At 64.5% G+C, this 17,265-nt stretch carries 15 protein-coding genes; 10 read left to right on the forward strand and 5 right to left on the reverse strand.

The annotated features are described in order from the left end of the window. Window positions 1-9 precede the first annotated feature (9 nt). Both AB5I84_RS01205 and AB5I84_RS01210 read left to right on the forward strand, forming a co-directional pair. Window positions 10-1,152, forward strand: a complete 1,143-nt coding sequence (locus tag AB5I84_RS01205; RefSeq protein WP_369454005.1) for an FAD-dependent oxidoreductase — start codon at window positions 10-12, stop codon at window positions 1,150-1,152. 21 nt (window positions 1,153-1,173) lie between these two features. Then, window positions 1,174-1,545: a hypothetical protein gene (locus AB5I84_RS01210; RefSeq protein ID WP_369454006.1), complete on the forward strand. Its 372-nt coding sequence runs from the start codon at window positions 1,174-1,176 to the stop codon at window positions 1,543-1,545. Between the two features lie 103 nt (window positions 1,546-1,648). Here AB5I84_RS01210 and AB5I84_RS01215 read toward each other — a convergent pair whose 3' ends face one another. The 3 genes from AB5I84_RS01215 to znuC form a co-directional block, all read right to left on the reverse strand. Beyond that, window positions 1,649-4,360 (reverse strand): hypothetical protein, encoded by a 2,712-nt coding sequence (locus AB5I84_RS01215; RefSeq protein ID WP_369454007.1) that lies wholly within the window; start codon window positions 4,358-4,360, stop codon window positions 1,649-1,651. A 296-nt stretch (window positions 4,361-4,656) separates the two neighbouring features. Further along, a complete protein-coding gene (locus AB5I84_RS01220) occupies window positions 4,657-5,442 on the reverse strand; it encodes a metal ABC transporter permease (RefSeq protein ID WP_369456049.1) in 786 nt (261 codons plus the stop codon). Beyond that, on the reverse strand, window positions 5,435-6,211 hold the full coding sequence (gene znuC, locus AB5I84_RS01225; protein WP_369454008.1) for a zinc ABC transporter ATP-binding protein ZnuC: 777 nt from the start codon (window positions 6,209-6,211) through the stop codon (window positions 5,435-5,437). Before znuC ends, AB5I84_RS01220 begins: the two co-directional genes overlap by 8 nt. A gap of 67 nt (window positions 6,212-6,278) precedes the next feature. Between znuC and AB5I84_RS01230 the strand changes: the two genes are divergently transcribed. Together AB5I84_RS01230 and AB5I84_RS01235 are read left to right on the forward strand one after the other, a co-directional pair. Further along, a complete protein-coding gene (locus tag AB5I84_RS01230; RefSeq protein ID WP_369454009.1) occupies window positions 6,279-7,163 on the forward strand; it encodes a metal ABC transporter substrate-binding protein in 885 nt (294 codons plus the stop codon). A gap of 123 nt (window positions 7,164-7,286) precedes the next feature. Then, window positions 7,287-8,447, forward strand: coding sequence for a cellulase-like family protein (locus tag AB5I84_RS01235; protein ID WP_369454010.1), 1,161 nt, complete (start codon window positions 7,287-7,289; stop codon window positions 8,445-8,447). 3 nt (window positions 8,448-8,450) lie between these two features. On the opposite strand, the gene AB5I84_RS01240 is transcribed toward AB5I84_RS01235, so the two are convergent. After that, window positions 8,451-9,368 carry a homoserine kinase gene (locus tag AB5I84_RS01240; protein WP_369454011.1) on the reverse strand — a complete coding sequence of 306 codons (918 nt, stop codon included), beginning with the start codon at window positions 9,366-9,368 and terminating at the stop codon, window positions 8,451-8,453. Window positions 9,369-9,519: 151 nt separating this feature from the next. Here AB5I84_RS01240 and polA point away from each other — a divergent pair, with 151 nt between their 5' ends. Together polA and AB5I84_RS01250 are read left to right on the forward strand one after the other, a co-directional pair. Continuing rightward, window positions 9,520-12,264, forward strand: coding sequence for a DNA polymerase I (gene polA / locus AB5I84_RS01245; protein ID WP_369454012.1), 2,745 nt, complete (start codon window positions 9,520-9,522; stop codon window positions 12,262-12,264). Between the two features lie 5 nt (window positions 12,265-12,269). Beyond that, window positions 12,270-13,031: an ATP-binding protein gene (locus AB5I84_RS01250; RefSeq protein ID WP_369454013.1), complete on the forward strand. Its 762-nt coding sequence runs from the start codon at window positions 12,270-12,272 to the stop codon at window positions 13,029-13,031. 626 nt (window positions 13,032-13,657) lie between these two features. On the opposite strand, the gene yihA is transcribed toward AB5I84_RS01250, so the two are convergent. Beyond that, on the reverse strand, window positions 13,658-14,278 hold the full coding sequence (gene yihA, locus AB5I84_RS01255) for a ribosome biogenesis GTP-binding protein YihA/YsxC (RefSeq protein ID WP_369454014.1): 621 nt from the start codon (window positions 14,276-14,278) through the stop codon (window positions 13,658-13,660). 215 nt (window positions 14,279-14,493) lie between these two features. On the opposite strand from yihA, the gene AB5I84_RS01260 reads away from it, so the two are divergent. The 4 genes from AB5I84_RS01260 to AB5I84_RS01275 all read left to right on the forward strand — a co-directional run bounded on the left by AB5I84_RS01260 (window position 14,494) and on the right by AB5I84_RS01275 (window position 17,227). Further along, window positions 14,494-14,787, forward strand: a complete 294-nt coding sequence (locus AB5I84_RS01260) for a c-type cytochrome (RefSeq protein ID WP_369454015.1) — start codon at window positions 14,494-14,496, stop codon at window positions 14,785-14,787. 19 nt (window positions 14,788-14,806) lie between these two features. Beyond that, on the forward strand, window positions 14,807-15,454 hold the full coding sequence (locus AB5I84_RS01265) for a c-type cytochrome (RefSeq protein ID WP_369454016.1): 648 nt from the start codon (window positions 14,807-14,809) through the stop codon (window positions 15,452-15,454). A gap of 185 nt (window positions 15,455-15,639) precedes the next feature. Further along, on the forward strand, window positions 15,640-16,296 hold the full coding sequence (locus AB5I84_RS01270; protein WP_369454017.1) for a thiol:disulfide interchange protein DsbA/DsbL: 657 nt from the start codon (window positions 15,640-15,642) through the stop codon (window positions 16,294-16,296). Window positions 16,297-16,348: 52 nt separating this feature from the next. Then, complete coding sequence (locus tag AB5I84_RS01275) at window positions 16,349-17,227, forward strand: endonuclease/exonuclease/phosphatase family protein (protein WP_369454018.1); 879 nt, start codon at window positions 16,349-16,351, stop codon at window positions 17,225-17,227. Window positions 17,228-17,265 lie beyond the last annotated feature (38 nt).

Below are 17,265 nucleotides of genomic sequence, written 5' to 3' on the forward strand. Positions count from 1 at the left end.
GATACCGTTATGGCTCCTATTGTTGTCATCGGCACCGGCTTGGCCGGCTTCAACCTGGTCAAGGAATTCCGCAAGCACGACGCTGAAACGCCGGTGGTGATGCTGACCTCGGACGACGGTCGCAATTACTCCAAACCGATGCTGTCCAACGGCCTGGCGCGTAACAAGACCGCCGATGAGTTGGTCATGGCGAGCCCGGAACAGACCGCCGCTGCACTCAACGTGACGGTCCGCCCAGGTGTGTCGGTGACCGCCATTGATCGCGCTGCCAAGCAGGTGGTACTGGGCGACGAGCGCCTCGATTACAGCCAGTTGGTGTTGGCCTGCGGCGCCGATGTATTCCGCCCGCAGTTAGAAGGCGACGGCCAAGACGCGGTGTTCAGCATCAATGACCTCACCGATTACGCTCGCTTCCGCAGCGCCCTCGAAGGCCGCAAGTCGGTATTGGTGATGGGTGGCGGCCTGATCGGCTGTGAGTTTGCCAACGATATGGCTCAGGCTGGCATCCAGGTGCATGTGGTGGAGCCGATGGGCCGCTGCTTGCCGCTGCTGGTGCCGGAAGCAGCGTCCCAGGCTGTGTCGGCTGGTCTCGGCGCGCTCGGGGTCAGTTTCCACTTCGGCCCGTTCGTACAACGTGTTGATCGCCATGGTGAGGGTGTGCGTGCCACCTTGTCCGATGGTGCCACCGTGGATGTCGATCTGGTGCTGTCGGCTGTGGGCCTGCGTCCGCGCATCGCGCTAGCGGCCGAAGCCGGTCTGGCGGTGGACCGTGGCGTGCAGGTGGATCGTCAGCTGCGCACCAGCGATCCGCAGATTTTTGCCCTCGGCGATTGCGCCGAAGTGGACGGCCACGTGCTGCCCTACCTGCTGCCGCTGATGGCGTCGGCACGGGCGCTGGCTAAGACACTGGCCGGCACGCCGACCGATGTCAGCTACGGCGTGATGCCGATCACCATCAAAACCCCGGCCTGCCCGGTGGTGTGTGTGGTGGCGCCGCGCGGAACCGCTGGGCATTGGCAAGTGGAGGCCGATGGCCACCACGTCAAGGCACTGTTCCGCGACGAGCAAGGCCAGCTCCACGGCTACGCTCTGACCGGTGATGCCTGCAGCGAAAAAATGGCTCTCAACAAGGACATGCCGGCGCTGTTCTGAGTCGGCGGTAGGAGTATCTGTATGCGTTTCCGTCTCGTGATGTGGATATTGGGTCTGCGCTTGCGCTGGCTGGGTCGCCGTAATGAGAAATTTGCCGGCAAACTGTCCGGTCGCAATGTGCTGATGCAGTGGCGCACGAAGGCTGGCACCCCGGCGCGCTGGTTCCACTTCAGCGACGGCGGTGTGCGCAGCGGCGCAGGTCTGCACCCGGCGCCGACGGTGGCGCTGTCGTTTGAGGATGCGGCTTACGCTTTCAATGTGCTCAAGCAAGCAGCCGGCAATCAGATGGTCTTCATGGAAGGCATGCAGCAGCAGAAGATTGCCATCGAAGGTGATGTCAGCCAGATGATGTGGTTTATGTCGTTGATGAAATTCATCGCACCCAAGCGCTAAACCTTTGCTCCGGGTGTTAGGCGACAGCCTTGCTACTCCGGCAATAAAAAACGCCGCACCCGGTATCGGATGCGGCGTTTTTTATTGCGCTAGGATCAGCGGCTCAGCCCAGCAGGCCGCCGAGCAGGCCACCGAGGATCGGGCCGAGAATCGGAATGCCATCCAGCGGTGAGCCGTTGCCGCCGGTGCTGCCACCGCCGCCGCCCAGCACACCGCCGAGTAGGCCGCCGAGCAAGTCACCCAGCACCGGTACCTGACCGAGCAGGCCGCTGAGGCCGTCGAGACCTTGGCCGGCATTCAGCAGACATTGCAGCGGGTCGTTGCTGTTGCCGCATACCTGTTCCAGATTCGGTACGCCCGGGATCGACGGGGTGCCGCCATTGAGCAATGCGCCGAGCAGGCCGTTGACCACGTCGCCCAGCACCGGCACTTGGGCAATGCCGTTGGTGAGCGGCGTCAGCAGGCTGGTGAGTGCGCCGAGGCAGCTGAGTGGATCAGCCGGGTTGCAGTCGAGGCCCGGCAGTGCCGGCATGTCGCCGCCACCGTTGCCGCCCGGCAGCAGGCCGCCGAGTAGACCGTTGACGATGTCGCCCAGCACCGGCACTTGGCCGACTAAGCCGGTCACCGGCTCCAGCAGGCCGGTCAGCGCGCCGAGGCAGCTGAGTGGATCCGCCGGGTTGCAGTCGAGGCCCGGCAGTGCCGGCATGGCGCCGCCGTTGCTGCCGCCCGGCCGCAGACCGCCGAGGATAACGTTGACGATGTCGCCCAGCACCGGCCCGTGGCCCATCAGGGCGGTTACCGGCGCCAGCAGGCCGGTCAGCGCGCCGAGGCAGCTGAGTGGCTCGGCCGGGTTGCAGTCGAGGCCCGGCAGTGCCGGCCTGGCGCCGCCGTTGCTGCCGCCCGGCAGCAGACCGCCGAGGATACCGTTGACGATGTCGCCCAGCACCGGCACGTGGCCAATCAGGCCGGTTACCGGCTCCAGCAGGCCGGTCAGCGCGCCGAGGCAGCTGAGCGGATCAGTCGGGTTGCAGTCGAGGCCCGGCAGTGCCGGCATGTCGCCGCCACCGTTGCCGCCCGGCAGCAGGCCGCCGAGTAGACCGTTGACGATGTCGCCCAGCACCGGCACTTGGCCGACTAAGCCGGTCACCGGCTCCAGCAGGCCGGTCAGCGCGCCGAGGCAGCTGAGTGGATCCGCCGGGTTGCAGTCGAGGCCCGGCAGTGCCGGCATGTCGCCGCCGTTACTGCCGCCCGGTAGCAGACCGCCGAGAATGCCGTTGACGATGTCGCCGAGCACCGGCACTTGGCCAATCAGGCCAGTCACCGGCTCCAGCAGGCCGGTCAGCGCGCCGAGGCAGCTGAGCGGGTCGGTCGGGTTGCAGTCGAGGCCCGGCAGTGCCGGCATGGCGCCGCCGTTGCTGCCGCCCGGCAGCAGACCGCCGAGGATACCGTTGACGATGTCGCCCAGCACCGGCACTTGGCCAATCAGGCCGGTTACCGGCTCCAGCAGGCCGGTCAGCGCGCCGAGGCAGCTGAGCGGATCAGTCGGGTTGCAGTCGAGGCCCGGCAGTGCCGGCATGTCGCCGCCACCGTTGCCGCCCGGCAGCAGGCCGCCGAGTAGACCGTTGACGATGTCGCCAAGTACCGGGACCTGGCCGATCAGGTCGGTCAGCGGTGCCAGCAGACCGAGCAGGGTGCCAAGGCCGTCCAGCCCTTGCAGGTCGCCGCCGTTATTGCCACCTGGCAGCGTGCCGTTGAGGAGGCCGTTGACGATGTCGCCCAGCACCGGCACCTGGCCGATCAAGCCGGTCACTGGTTCCAGCAGGCCGGTCAGCGCGCTGAGGCAGCTGAGCGGATCAGTGGGATCGCAGAGGCCATCCAGACCCGGCAGGCTTGGCATGCCGCCGCCGTTGTCGCCACCCGGCAATACGCCACCGAGCAAACCATTGACCACTTCACCCAGCACCGGCACCTCGCCGATCAGCGCGGTGAGCGGGGTCAGTAGACCTGCCACTGCCCCGAGGCAGCTGAGCGGATCGGTGGGGTCGCACAGATCGCCGAAGTTTGGCAGGCCGCCACCGGCACCGGGCAAGCCGCCCAGCAGGGTGCCGAGCAGATCGCCGAGCACAGGGATCTGGTCGGTCATGCCGGTCAGCTGTTGCAGGGTATCGGCGAGGCCGGTCAGGCACGACAGCGGGTCGGCCGGATTAGCACACAGGTTATCCAGACCCGGCAGGGTGGGCAGGCCGCCGCCAGCACCGCCGGCCAGCGCTTCGGTGAGGCACTGGGCAGGGTTGAACGAGGCGCTGTTGGCTGCCACCGGACAGAAAGCGCCGGCGAAGCCGTTCAGATCGCCGTTGCCGAGCAGGTCGCCGAGCCGATCTTTCAGGCCACCCACTTCTGCCAAACACTTAGGCACGAACGTCAGTGGCAGCACGCCGATGCCATTCTGGTGGCCGTAGACCAAGCTTTTGAAGTCCTTGGCGGCGACCGGGCAGAACTGGGCCAGCGGATCAATGCGGTCAGCCAGATCGCGGGCGTTGTCGGCATTGGTTGCGGTGGCGGCGCGGTAACAGGCGCCGCTGTCGATGTCATTGCCGGATGCTGCCTCGAACGCCACATCCGGACACAGCTGTTCGCTCAGTGGGTTGTGGCTGTCGAGCAGCGCAGCATAGGTCGTGTTGCCGCCGCCGGTAGCCGGTGGCGTGGCGCTGCTGCCGTCAGAGCGGCTGCCGCTGCTGTCGCCGCCGCAGGCGCTCAGCGTCAGCGCCAGGCCCAGCGTTGCCAATGCGGCCACGCGAGAAAGGACAGGTTTCATCTTTGCTCACCTTGATTGTTGTACTGAAGGCTGTGAACACGGGAAATCTGAAGGCAGACATCCCCCTCGGGGGGACTATAGGAAGCGGTCAGGCGGGAATATGTAGCGGCTGCGGGCGCGCCGTGTAACCGGGGGGTAAGAGCAGGTCTGTCCTTGATGGCGACTCGGCTGTCCGTTTCAGTGTTCTGTAATAAAGCTGTAACCACAGTGCGACAGAGCGGCACCATGGTACGCAAAAGCGGTAACACTCAAGGTAACATCGGGCCAAAACGGCACGATAGTTCAATGACTTGCGATCAGTTGCGCTTTGGCAGTATCAGGCTAGTGACAAACAAAGCCGCTGCGCACACCACGATCGCTGGGCCCACCGGTAAGTCGCGCCACCAGCTCAAGGACAGCCCCGCCACCACCGCCACCATGCCTAACACACTGGCCAGCATCGCCATCTGCTGTGGGCTGCGGCTGAAGCGGCGCGCGCTGGCGGCGGGGATAATCAGTAGCGAGGTGATCAGCAACACGCCGACGGTGCGCAGAGCACCGGCGATCAGCAGCGCCAGCAGCACCATCAGTAGAGCGCGAGTGGCCGCCACCGGCACGCCTTCCACGCGCGCCAGATCTTCATCTACGGTGATGCTGAGCAGCGGGCGCCAGTTGCGCCACAGCAGCAGCAGGATCACCAACGCGCCCAGCCACAAGCCGATCACTTCGGCGCCGCTGGTGGCAAGCAGGTCGCCGAATAGGAACGCGAACAGGTCCACCTGCACGGATGGCAGCACACTGAGGGCGATGACCCCCAGCGCCAGCGTGGTGTGGGCGACAATGCCGAGTAGGGTATCGCTGGCCACGGCGCGCTGTTGCTGCAGTGCCACCAGCACCAACGCCAGTGCCACACTGCACAGCACCACCGCCGGATACAGCGCCATGCCTAAAGCGAGGCCGAAGGCGGCGCCGAGCAGCGCGCTGTGGGCGAGGGTATCGCCGAAGAACGCCATCCGCCGCCACACCACGAAGCCGCCCATTGGGCCGGCTACCAAGGCGACCGCCAATCCGGCCAGCAGTGGCCACAGCAACAGCTCAAGCATCATGGGAATGTCCGTCACAGCTGACATGGCCGTCCAAGCGGTGAGCGTGGTCGTGTTCGTGGGTGTAGAGCGCCAGATGTGATGGCCGCTGGCCCGGGAACAGGTCGAGGAACGCAGGGTCGCTGCGCACCGCATCCGGGGTGCCGGAACAGCAGATGTGGTGCTGCAAGCAGACCACCTCGTCGGTGGCGGCCATCACCAGATGCAGGTCGTGGGAGATCAGCAGGATGCCGCAGCCGAGTTCATCGCGCACCTCGGCCAGCAGGCCGTAGAGCGCGTCTTGGCCGCTGACATCAACGCCTTGGGCCGGTTCGTCCAGCACCAACAGGTCCGGGCGCCGCAGCAGTGCACGTGCCAACAACACCCGCTGCATTTCACCGCCGGACAGCGCCTGCATGGCGCGCTGCTGCAGGTGCGGCACGCCGGTGCGCGCCAGCGCCGCTTGGCGGCCGGTGTGGCGGGTGCCGGCGTCGGCCAGCGCGAGGAAGTTGTCCACCGACAGCGGCAGGCTGTCGTCAATGCGCAGTCGCTGTGGCATGTAGCCCACCCGCAGGCCGGCGCGGCGCGTCACCTGTCCCTGGTCCGGCTTGCAGATGCCCAGCACCACCCGCGCCAGCGTTGACTTGCCGGCCCCATTGGGACCGATCAGCGTGACGATGCGTCGTGGCGGGATGTCCAGCCGGATGCGGTCGAGCACTGTCTGGGCGCCATAACGGACGCTGACATCGTGCAAGGCCACCAACGGCGAGGGGGCAGAGCAGGTGGGCATGGTTCAGACTCATGGTCGTTGAGCGGCGATGATATACTACTCGGCCGCTTGCGATCACGGAGACGCCATGCGCTTGTTGTTGCTGGTCCTGGGTTTGCTACTCACCGGCCCGGTTGCCGCCGAGTCTGCCCGCCCGTTGGTGATGGCCAGTATCGAGCCGTTGGCGATGATGCTGCGCGAGGTGCTGGGTGACAGTGCCGAGGTGCGCACGCTGATGCTGCCCAACCAATCCGAACATCACAGCAGCTTTACCCCCGCCCAGGCACGGCTGGTGCGCGAGGCGGATCTGCTGGTGTGGCTCGGCGCCGAGGCGGAGCCGGCACTGGCAGCGTTGGTGCGTCGCCATGGTCGTCACCAGCTGGCGTTGTCTGCGCTGGAAGGCGTGCATTGGCGCGGTGGCGACGGCCACCATCATCACCACGCCGATCAGGATCACGCCGATGACCATGGGCTGGGGCTGGACCCGCACGTTTGGCTGTGGCCCGACAACATGGTGCGGTTGGCTGCCGGCTTGAGCCAGCACGCCGCGCTGTTCCCGGAGCTGGAGTTGGCGCCGCGGCAACAGCAGTTCGCGGCGCAGGTGGAGCGTGAAACCTCGGCGGCGCGCACGTTACTTGCACCGCTGGCGGCGGTGCCCTACCTCAGTCAGCACAATCCGTGGGGCTACTACGCTGAAGCCATGGGCCTGCGTCAGCCGCTGGTGGTCAGTGAACAGCTGGAAGACGCGCTGGGCGCCCAGCGCTTCGCCCGCCTCAGTGCCGAGGTGCGCGAGGCCCGCGTGCGCTGCATCCTGGCCGAGCCCGAAGCGCGGTTGGCACTGCTGCAGCGCCTGTGTCCGCAGTGCACGGTGCAGCCGCTGGACCCGGTGGCACGCACCCGTACAACCATTGTTTACAGTGATTTTCTGCGCGAGACCGTGACCACCTTCGCCCAGTGCCTGCGCCAGCGCTGAGGCGGTGCAGCGCGGCATGATGGCATTGGGTTTGCCGCCAGTAGCGGCGGCGCTGATGCCCATTGTGCTGATGGGGCAAACTCGTATGCTGACCAGCCTTACTCATTCCGGGACCTTGTTCGGATGACCCAACGCAGCCACTCTCTGCCGCGCCGTGCCGTGGCCAGCTGGGATTACTCCTGGCTGCTGCGCCGCGATGGCCGAGCGACGGAATACCGCGATCTGGGCGAGGTCATGGGCCAACTGGTGCAGCGTGGCTTCAATGCCCTGCGCATCGACCCCTTCCCCCATCTAATTGCCACCAATGCCGACGGCTATGAGTCCGAGCGCTTCGATGTGCAGGCGGAGCCGGATCGCCATGGCCGCGGCACCGATGCGTCGGTACAGGTGCGCCCACATAAAGCGCTGCTCGAATTGCTGCAGCAAGCCCGCGAGCACGGTGTGGTGCTGTGGCTGAGCAGTTGGTTTCTGCCCGACAGCCAAGGCCGCCGCCATTTTGTGCGCCAGCCGCGCGATTTCGTGCGGGTGTGGGTGGAAACGTTGGAATTCATCCGTGAGAACGGTTTTGCGGCGCAGGTGGAAGCGGTGGATTTTTGCCACCAGTTCCCGTTGCCGCCGGCCGCCTGGGGAGCTGCGCGTCGGGTGTTCGGCCGCCACCCGCGCCGGGTGCTGGGGCTGCTGCGTTGGGATGAGCGAGTGTGTGAGCGAGTCAGCGAATACACCGTCGAGGTGCCGCGCGCGTTGCGCGCGCTGTTCCCGGACTACTACTACGGCCTGTCGGTGCCGCTCAGCCAGTGGCGCAACCTGCCGCAGCTGGATACCGGCGAGCTCGACTTCATCGATGTCCACCCCTGGTTGCAGGATGACCTGCAGTTTCGTCTCGCCAGCGGCGATTTGCTGCAAGGCAGCGGCCCGGCGTTGGCGGGCCGTCTACAGCAGACGGTGGCGGCGCGGCTCTATGGGTTGCAGACCGAACGCTGGCTGACGCGCGCCGATGAGCGGCTGGCGCCAGCGCTGGATTTCGCCCGCAAGCGGCGTTTGGGGGTGGCAATGACCGAAGGTTATTTGCGGCTTGAGCGTGAGCGCACCGCCCACTGGGGATGGCTGCAAAATGTGTCCGAGCACATGGTGGTGTTGGCACGTGCCGAGCAGGTGCCGGTGATGACGCCGGCGCTGCAGGCGCGGCCGCACAGCGAGCTGTGGCAGGCAGAAGATTGGTTGGCGGGCATCTGTGCCCGCATCCTGTCCGAGGAAACGCCGTTAGCGCTGTCCTCGGCGCAGTAACCGTCACCCTAGCGCTGCCAGTCGCTGCCGATAGATCTGTTCGAATTCCTGTGGATCCTTGTGCCCCTGCCCGAGCGTGCCTTCGGCGCTGTGCGGCTGTGCCAGCCGTGACAGCCAGAAGCGCAGCGCCGCCACTGTGCGTGCCAGCGGCAGCAGCGCCAGTTGCTCTGCCGACAGTGGCCGCACCGCGGTGTAGCCGGCCAGCAAGATCGCGTCGCGCTCCGCTGCCAGCTGGTTGTCGGCGGCGCGGCACCAGTCGTTCTGCGTGATGGCCAAGTCGTAGAGCGGGCAGCCGGGTCCGGCGTTGTAGAAATCCAGCAGGCCACTGAGCTGGCCGTGATCGAACAGCACGTTGTCGCGGAACAGGTCGCCGTGGCATAGCACCGGCGGGCTGTCGAGAGCTTGCCAGCGCTGCATCAGACTGGCGGCTTGGGCCTGATCATCGGCGCTGAGGGCATCGGCATGGTGCAAAAACAGCAGCTGTAGCTGTGCCTGCGGAGGTGGCGCCGGGCACGGGCTCGCCGGCAGAGGGCTTAGATGGATGCGTGCCAAGGCCGCGCCGATCTGTTCCAGCGCGGCATCATCGGGCCACTGTAGATGGGTGCCGGGTAGCCGCGGTACCAACACCGTGGGGCGGCCGCGGCATTGCACGATGCGGCCGGCGCGTGGCTCCGGCACCGGCAGACCGGTGGCAGCCAGCTGTGACAGCGCCTCGCAGAACCAAGGCAGTTGCTCGGCTTCGAGCTGCTCGAACAGCGTCAGTACCAGTGCCAACGGACGGCCGGCGCTGTCCACGGCATCAATGCGGTAATTGCTGTTTTCGATTCCTTCACTGATTGGTGTGGCCTGGGCCAGGCGCAAGCCATGGGCTGCCAGCACCTCGGTCAGCTGGTCGTGGGTCAGGGGGGTAAACACACTCATAGGTCGATCGACTGGTCAGTGGGTGCGGCATTGGGCGGCGGCAATGATAGCATTGCCGCTTTAGCGCTGCCGGTTCCGGCATCCCGCGGCGCGGTTGAAATCCATTGATCCTCCGGCAAGATGCTGTCTCCAGCCGTCAACAGGCCCGCTTATGTCCGCACAAACGCCCGCCACGCCGCCGCTGATTCTGGTGGATGGCTCGTCCTATCTGTACCGCGCGTTTCACGCGCTACCGCCGCTGACCACCGCCGGCGGCCAGCCCACCGGCGCCATCCGAGGCGTGGTGTCGATGCTGCGCAAGCTGATCGCTGACTACCAGCCGACGCGCATGGCGGTGGTGTTCGACGCCAAGGGTAAAACGTTCCGCGATGAGCTGTTTGCCGATTACAAAGCCCAGCGCCCACCGATGCCGGATGATCTGCGCGCCCAAGTAGAGCCGCTGTACGCAGTGATCCGCGCCATGGGGCTGCCGTTGCTGGTGGAAGACGGCGTTGAGGCGGATGACGTCATCGGCACCTTGGCGCGGGACGCCGCTGCTGCCGGCGAAGCGGTGGTGATTTCCACCGGTGACAAGGACATGGCGCAGTTGGTCGATGAGCACATCACGCTGGTGAACACCATGAATCAGACGGTGATGGACCCGGCTGGCGTACGTGAGAAGTTCGGCGTCGGGCCGGAACTGATCATCGACCTGTTGGCGCTGATGGGTGACAAGGTCGACAACATTCCCGGGGTGCCCGGCGTCGGTGAGAAAACGGCGCTAGCGCTGCTCACTGGCCTTGGCGGCATCGATGCCATCTACCGCGACTTGGACAAAGTGGCCGGGCTGGAGGTGCGCGGAGCGCGCACCTTGGGCGCCAAGCTGGCAGAGCATGAGGAGGCCGCGCGGCTGTCCTACCTGCTGGCCACCATCAAGGTCGATTGCCCGCTGGCGCCGCAAGCGTTGGAGATCACCGCGGCGGATCAAACCGCGCTGTTGGAGCTGTTCCGCGAACTGGAGTTCAAGGGCTGGGTGGCGGAGCTGGAGGGGGGCGACGGCAGCACCGCCGATAGCGCCGACGCGCCGGCCGCGCCGCTGACGTTGGACCGCAGCGGCTACCAGACCATTACCGACCTGCCGCTGCTGGAGCAGTGGGTGGATCGGTTGCGGGCAGCCGGCTGTTTTGCCTTCGATACTGAAACCACCAGTCTTGATTACATGGCAGCCCAGTTGGTCGGGTTGTCGTTTGCCATCACCCCGGGTGAAGCGGCTTATGTGCCGGTGGGTCACGATTATCCTGGTGCGCCGGAGCAGTTGTCCTGGGAGCAAGTGCGTGGCGCCATGCAGACGCTGCTGGAAGACCCGACGATCGGCAAAATCGGCCAGAACCTGAAGTACGACATGAGCGTGTTGGCCAGCCACGGTGTGGCGCTGCAGGGTATCGCCTACGACACCATGCTGGAATCCTATGTGCTCGACTCGGTGGCCTCGCGCCACGACATGGACACATTGGCTAAGCGCCACCTCAACCATGACACCATCAGTTTCGAGGCCATTGCCGGCAAGGGCGCCAAGCAGCTGACTTTCAACCAGATTCCGCTGGAGCAAGCAGCCGACTACGCCGCTGAGGATGCCGATGTGACGCTGCGTCTACATCAAGCGCTGTGGCCGCAACTGAGCACACAGCCGACGCTGGTATCGGTGTTCGAAGACATCGAACTGCCGCTGATCCCCGTGCTGTCCCGAATTGAGCGTACCGGCTGTTTCGTCGATGCCGACATGCTGCGCCACCAAAGTCAGCAGTTGGCGCGCAGCATGATGACGCTGGAGCAGGAAGCCCACCAGCTGGCCGGCCAGCCGTTTAACCTCAACTCGCCCAAGCAGCTCGGCGAGATCCTCTATGACAAGCTCGGCATTCCGGTGATCAAGAAAACGCCGAAGGGCGCGCCTTCCACCGCTGAGCCGGTGCTGGCGGAACTGGCCGATGAGCATGCGCTGCCGCGGGTGATCATGGCTCACCGGGGTTTGAGCAAACTCAAGAGCACCTACACCGACAAATTGCCGGAAATGATTTCCCCACGCAGCGGCCGCGTACACACCTCGTATCACCAAGCGGTGGCGGCCACCGGCCGGCTGTCGTCCAGCGATCCGAATCTGCAGAACATTCCGGTGCGCAGCGAAGAAGGGCGCCGCATCCGCCAAGCGTTCCGGGCGCCGGAAGGGCGCCGCATCGTGGCCGCGGACTATTCCCAGATTGAGCTGCGCATCATGGCGCATCTGAGTGGCGATGCCGGCCTGCGCGATGCGTTTGCTGAGGGGCTCGACATCCACCGCGCCACGGCTGCGGAGGTGTGGGAAAAGACCCTCGACACCGTCACGGACAACGAACGCCGCAATGCCAAAGCGATCAACTTCGGCCTGATCTACGGCATGAGTGCCTTCGGTCTGGCGCGGCAATTGGGGATTCCCCGTCACGAAGCACAGGATTACATTGACCGCTATTTCGCTCGTTATCCCGGCGTGAAGGAATACATGGAGCGCACCCGTGCGCTGGCGGCGGAGCAGGGCTTTGTTGAAACCCTGTTCGGGCGCCGTCTGTATCTGCCCGAGATCCACAGCCGTAATGCGGCCCTGCGGCAGGGTGCTGAGCGCACCGCCATCAACGCACCGATGCAAGGCACGGCGGCGGACATCATCAAGCGCGCGATGATCAGCGTCGACGACTGGCTGCAACAGGCCGGTCTTGATGTGCTGATGATCATGCAGGTGCATGACGAACTGGTGTTCGAAGTGGCGGCGGCTGATGTGCCGGCCCTGATCGAGGGGCTGTGTCCGCGCATGGAGGCCGCTGCTGAGTTGTCGGTGCCGCTAAAAGTGGAAACGGGCGTGGGCGACAACTGGGACGAGGCACACTGAGACCAATGAGCAGTATCGACTGGAAAAACACCGAAGCGGCGCTGTGGCGCAGCTACAACAAGAGCCTGCGCGCGGTGCGTCGGCGCGATCCTATCCGGCTGGATGACCTGCTCGGTATCCAGGCACAGAAGCAGAAGGTGGTGCAGAACACCGAGCGTTTCCTCGCCGGCCAGCCCTGCAACCACGTGTTGCTGTGGGGCAGCCGTGGCACCGGCAAGTCGTCCATCGTCAAGGCGCTGCTGAATGAATACGCCCCGCAAGGGCTGCGGCTGATCCAAGTCGACAAGGACGAACTGGCCGCATTGCCGGAAATCGTCGATGACATCCGTGAGCGCTCGCAGCGCTTCATCGTCTACTGTGACGATCTGTCCTTCGACGAGGGCGAGCATGGCTACAAGCACCTCAAAACGGTGATGGAAGGCTCCATTGAGCTGCCGCCGGAGAACGTGCGCATCTACGCCTCCTCCAACCGCCGCCACCTGCTGCCGGAATACAGCCGCGACAACCTGCAAAGCAAAGTCATTGATGGTGAACTGCATTTGGGCGACGCGATCGAGGAGCGTATCTCGTTGGCCGATCGCTTCGGTCTCAGTGTGTCGTTCCACCCAATTTCCGAGCAGGGTTATTTCGAGATGATCGACCACCTGTTTCCGGACGTGGCCGACCGCGACGCGCTGCACATGAAAGCGCGGCTGTTCGCCACCCAGAAGGGCGGCCGTTCCGGTCGCACCGCGCAGCAGTTCTGGAACCAGTTCAGCGAGCGCTGAGGGTGATTGTGAAATCCGCCCCAGCCGCGGGCGGATGCGCCATAAATCCGCGCATCTATCGATATTAGTAGGGATGTTGACCGGGTCGCAGCCCCGGTGACGACTGGCTCCGCCCTGCAATGTGATGGCGGTGGCGCCAAGCGCTTGGGAAATGCCAAATCTCGGTGCGCAGTAATATCCGGGCACAGAAAAAGCCGCATTGCGGCTCGGATTTGAATGTAAAAGATCGGCTTTTCAGCCGTGACCACGTGGCATGGCGGAACTTAAGCCAGTAAAGTTCCTCTCAGCAAGTGACTGCGGAACGGTATCCCCCCGATCCCCCCAGTAACCCTCGCCGGTCCGTAGTCTTTTTAGTCTCCGGTTGACTTCCCCCAGAGAACCGGAGGCGGCAAGCCTCCCTAGCAGCGCAGTCGTTCCCTTCCCCCGATTTGCTGCTAGGGATTTTTTTTGCCCGCAGAACACCCCCCCAGGCGCTGCCAGCATACTACTGCGTGGTACTAAGCAATCGGCATGCCAACTGTGACCAAAGTCCTTAAAACCCTGCAAACATCCCGATCGGCCGTTGCCGCTTCATCGTCCTCGCGTTGGCAAAGTGACCAACTGGGCGCGCAGGGTGACAAAAAGCGTCACTCGGTCGCCGGGTCCAGCTCTAGCCACTGACCAATCAGGTCCCAAGCTTCTTCGAGGCCTAGGCCGCTGGTGGAGGAGAACAGCTGTAGTGACAGCGGGCCCGGGTGGTCTTTGAGCGCTTTGCGCACATTCATCAGCGTGGTCTTGGCGGCCCCGTAGCTGAGCTTGTCGGCTTTGGTCAGCAGCACATGCAGCGGCATTTCCGCCTTTGCGCCCCAATCCAGCAGCATGTGGTCGAAGTCCTTGAGCGGATGGCGCACGTCCATCAACAGAATCAGGCCAGCCAGGCTTTGACGCTGGGACAGGTAACCATCGAGTTCTTTCTGCCACTGCTGGCGGGTCTGGGCACCCACCTTGGCGTAGCCGTAGCCGGGCAAGTCCACCAGTCGACGGTCCTCGGCCACATCAAAGAAGTTCAGCAGTTGGGTGCGGCCCGGTGTCTTGGAGGTCCGCGCCAGCGTCTTTTGGCTGCACAAGCGATTGAGTGCACTGGACTTGCCGGCATTGGAGCGCCCGGCGAACGCCACCTCACGGCCTTCATCGGGGGGGCACTGCTTGTAGAGTTGGGCGCTGGTAAGGAACTGGGTGGAGTGCAGTTGGCGTTCGATCGGGTGCATGGGTGTCTCGCGGGTCCGGGTGCGCAGGGTGGCGTGCATGGTGGCGGCTTGCGGCCGGCGGCGCAAACCCGTCGTTTGGGGTAGTAAAGACCATAATCGGTGTGACGAAATTATGGGGCTATGGTATATAATGCGCGCCGCCGGGCTTGGTCCGGCCGCATTGCACCAACCCGACCCTGATCGGCGGCCCCCCGACCGCCTGGGAGCATGACGCGATGAAGAAGCTGCTGACTGTCGCCGCCCTGGCCCTTTGTGCCGGCGTGGCAAGCGCAAATTCCGTTGAAGACCGCTACAACGCGGCCTGCGTGTTCTGCCATAGCACTGGCGCTGCTGGCGCTCCGAAAGTGGGCGACCAAGCTGCCTGGGCTCCGCGCCTTGAAAAAGGCATGGACACGCTGATCAAGCATTCGAAGGAAGGATTCGGTGCCATGCCGCCGCGCGGCATGTGCATGGATTGCAGCGACGATGAATACCGTGCGCTGATCGAATACATGAGCAAAAGCAAATAAGACGATTGAAGGATAGATCATGAAGTCCTTGAAGCTGTGTGCCCTGTTGCTGGCTGGCCTGGTGGCCGGTCACGCCCAAGCCGCTGGTGATGCCGATGCCGGCCAAGCCAAATCAGCCGTGTGTGCGGCTTGCCACGGGCCGGATGGCAACAGCCCCATGGCCATGTACCCGAAACTGGCTGGCCAGTCCGAGCAGTACCTGAACAAGCAGATGCACGACTTCAAGAGCGGCCTGCGTGAAGACCCGGTGATGCAGGCCCAGGTGGCCACCCTGTCCGACCAGGACATGGCGGATCTGTCTGCCTACTTTGCTGCGCAGACCATCGAAACCGGCATGGCCAAACCGGATCTGGTAGCGGAAGGTGAGCGCCTGTTCCGTGGCGGCAACATGGAAAAAGGCATGGCCGCCTGCTCTGGTTGCCACAGCCCCACCGGCGCTGGCATTGCTGCCGCCCGCTTCCCGGCCATCGGTGGCCAGTCCGCCGAGTACGTGGAAGCCCAGCTGCGCGCTTTCCGCGCCGCCGGCCGTGATGATCTGGATGCTGCCAAGTACCGCCGCAACGATGCGGATGGCGAAGCGCCAGGCATGATGCAGACCATCGCTGCCAAAATGAGCGACCGCGAGATTCGCGCGTTGGCCAGCTTCATCAGCGGCCTGTCTGACTGACCCTGATGATGGGGCGACCCTTCCAAAAGGCGGCTTAGGCCGCCTTTTGGTGTTTTTACGCAACAGCGACAAGAAAATCGGCCTGCGGTGCAACGATTCCGGGTCACGCCGGTCATAACGCCCGTTGGGATGGTCCCGACGCAGGGGCGTCATGGCGGACCGAGTTCAGATACAACGAGGAGAACATGATGCTGCGAGTGGCGATGGGGATGATGGCTCTGGTGGTGGCGCTGTTTGCCGCCCCGACTTGGGCCGACGGCGCCCGCTTCGAAGAAGGCAAGCACTACCAGACACTGGCGCGGGCACTGGACGTGGACGATCCGGACAAGATCGAGGTGCGGGAGTTCTTCTTCTACGGCTGCCCGGCCTGCTACTCGGTGGAGCCCTACGTGGATGCCTGGCAGGAACGTGCCGGCAACGACGTCAATCTGGTGCGCTCGCCGATCCTGTTCATCCGTGGCGCCGAGCCGCTGGCACGCGCCTTCTTCACCGCTGAAGCGCTGGGTGTGCTGGACGAGATCCACACCCCGCTGTTCGACGGCATCCACAAGCACCGCGACCAGCGCCTGTTCCTGGAAGATGGCCTGCGCGAGTTCTTCGGCAAGTACGGTGTCAGCGCCGCGGACTTCGACCAAGTGTTCGGCTCCGTGGGTGTGACTGCGCAGATGCGCGCCGCCGATACCGTGGCCCGTGACTCCGGTCTGCGCGGCGTGCCGGCCTTCACCGTCAATGGCAAGTACATGGTGCTGCGCACCAACCTGCGCAATGACACCGAGACCTTCCAGGTGATCGATTACCTGGTCAACCGTGAGCGTCAGGCGCGCCAGCGTCAGGGCGGCTGACCGGGACCGAATCCGCGGGGCGGCTGTTGCCGCCCCATCAGGAGAGTCCTTGATGAGCACCACAGAGCAGTTGCCGCATCCCCGCAACAAACCGGTGTCACTGGTGCGGGAAGGGCTGCGGGGGGTCCGTGAGACTCAAGTGGTGGCGTTGCCCCAGGACCGGCTGCGGATGTTGTCGTTCAACATCCAAGCCGGCATCGGCACGTCCAAGTTCAGCGAGTATTTCACCGGCAGCTGGAAACATTTGGTGGCCGCACCGACCAGCGTTGAAAACCTGCAACGCATCAGCCAAGTGATCCGCGATTACGATCTGGTGGCCTTACAGGAAGTCGATGGCGGCAGCCTGCGCTCACGCTTTCTCAATCAACTGTCCCACTTGGCCGATCAGGCCGGCTTCCCGTTCTGGCACCAACAGCTCAATCGCAACCTCGGCAAACTCGGTCAATTCAGCAATGGCTTGCTGAGCCGGCCGATTCCCTATGCGGTGGAGGACCATCGTTTGCCGGGGCTGCCCGGGCGTGGCGCTTTCATTGTCAAATACGGCCATCCGGAGATGCCGCTGGTGGTGGTGGGTGTACACCTAGCGCTCGGCGGCCGTTACCGCAACGCTCAGCTGTTCTACTTGGCGCAATTGCTCAAACGCTATCCCTACGTGGTGATCATGGGCGATTTTAACTGCCTGCCCGATGAACTGCTGCGCTCGCCGATCTCGGAACTGGACATCCGCCTGATGGACGGCGAGCATCGTACCTACCCGAGCTGGGCCCCGGAAAAACACCTCGACCACATCCTTGTCAGCCGTGATCTCGAAACCGCGCAAACCGGCGTGCTGGACCAGTGCCTGCTGTCCGATCACTTGCCGGTGGCCACCGAAATCATCGTGCCCGAGGCGGTGCGTGATGCCGCGGCGGAGTTACCGCGCCGCTCCTGAGCGGCCCTGCTCGTTGATGTGACGATCCGCCGTTCGGC

It is taken from the genome of Alcanivorax sp. REN37, from assembly GCF_041102775.1.
In the GTDB taxonomy this organism is placed as follows: Bacteria; Pseudomonadota; Gammaproteobacteria; order Pseudomonadales; family Alcanivoracaceae; genus Isoalcanivorax; species Isoalcanivorax beigongshangi.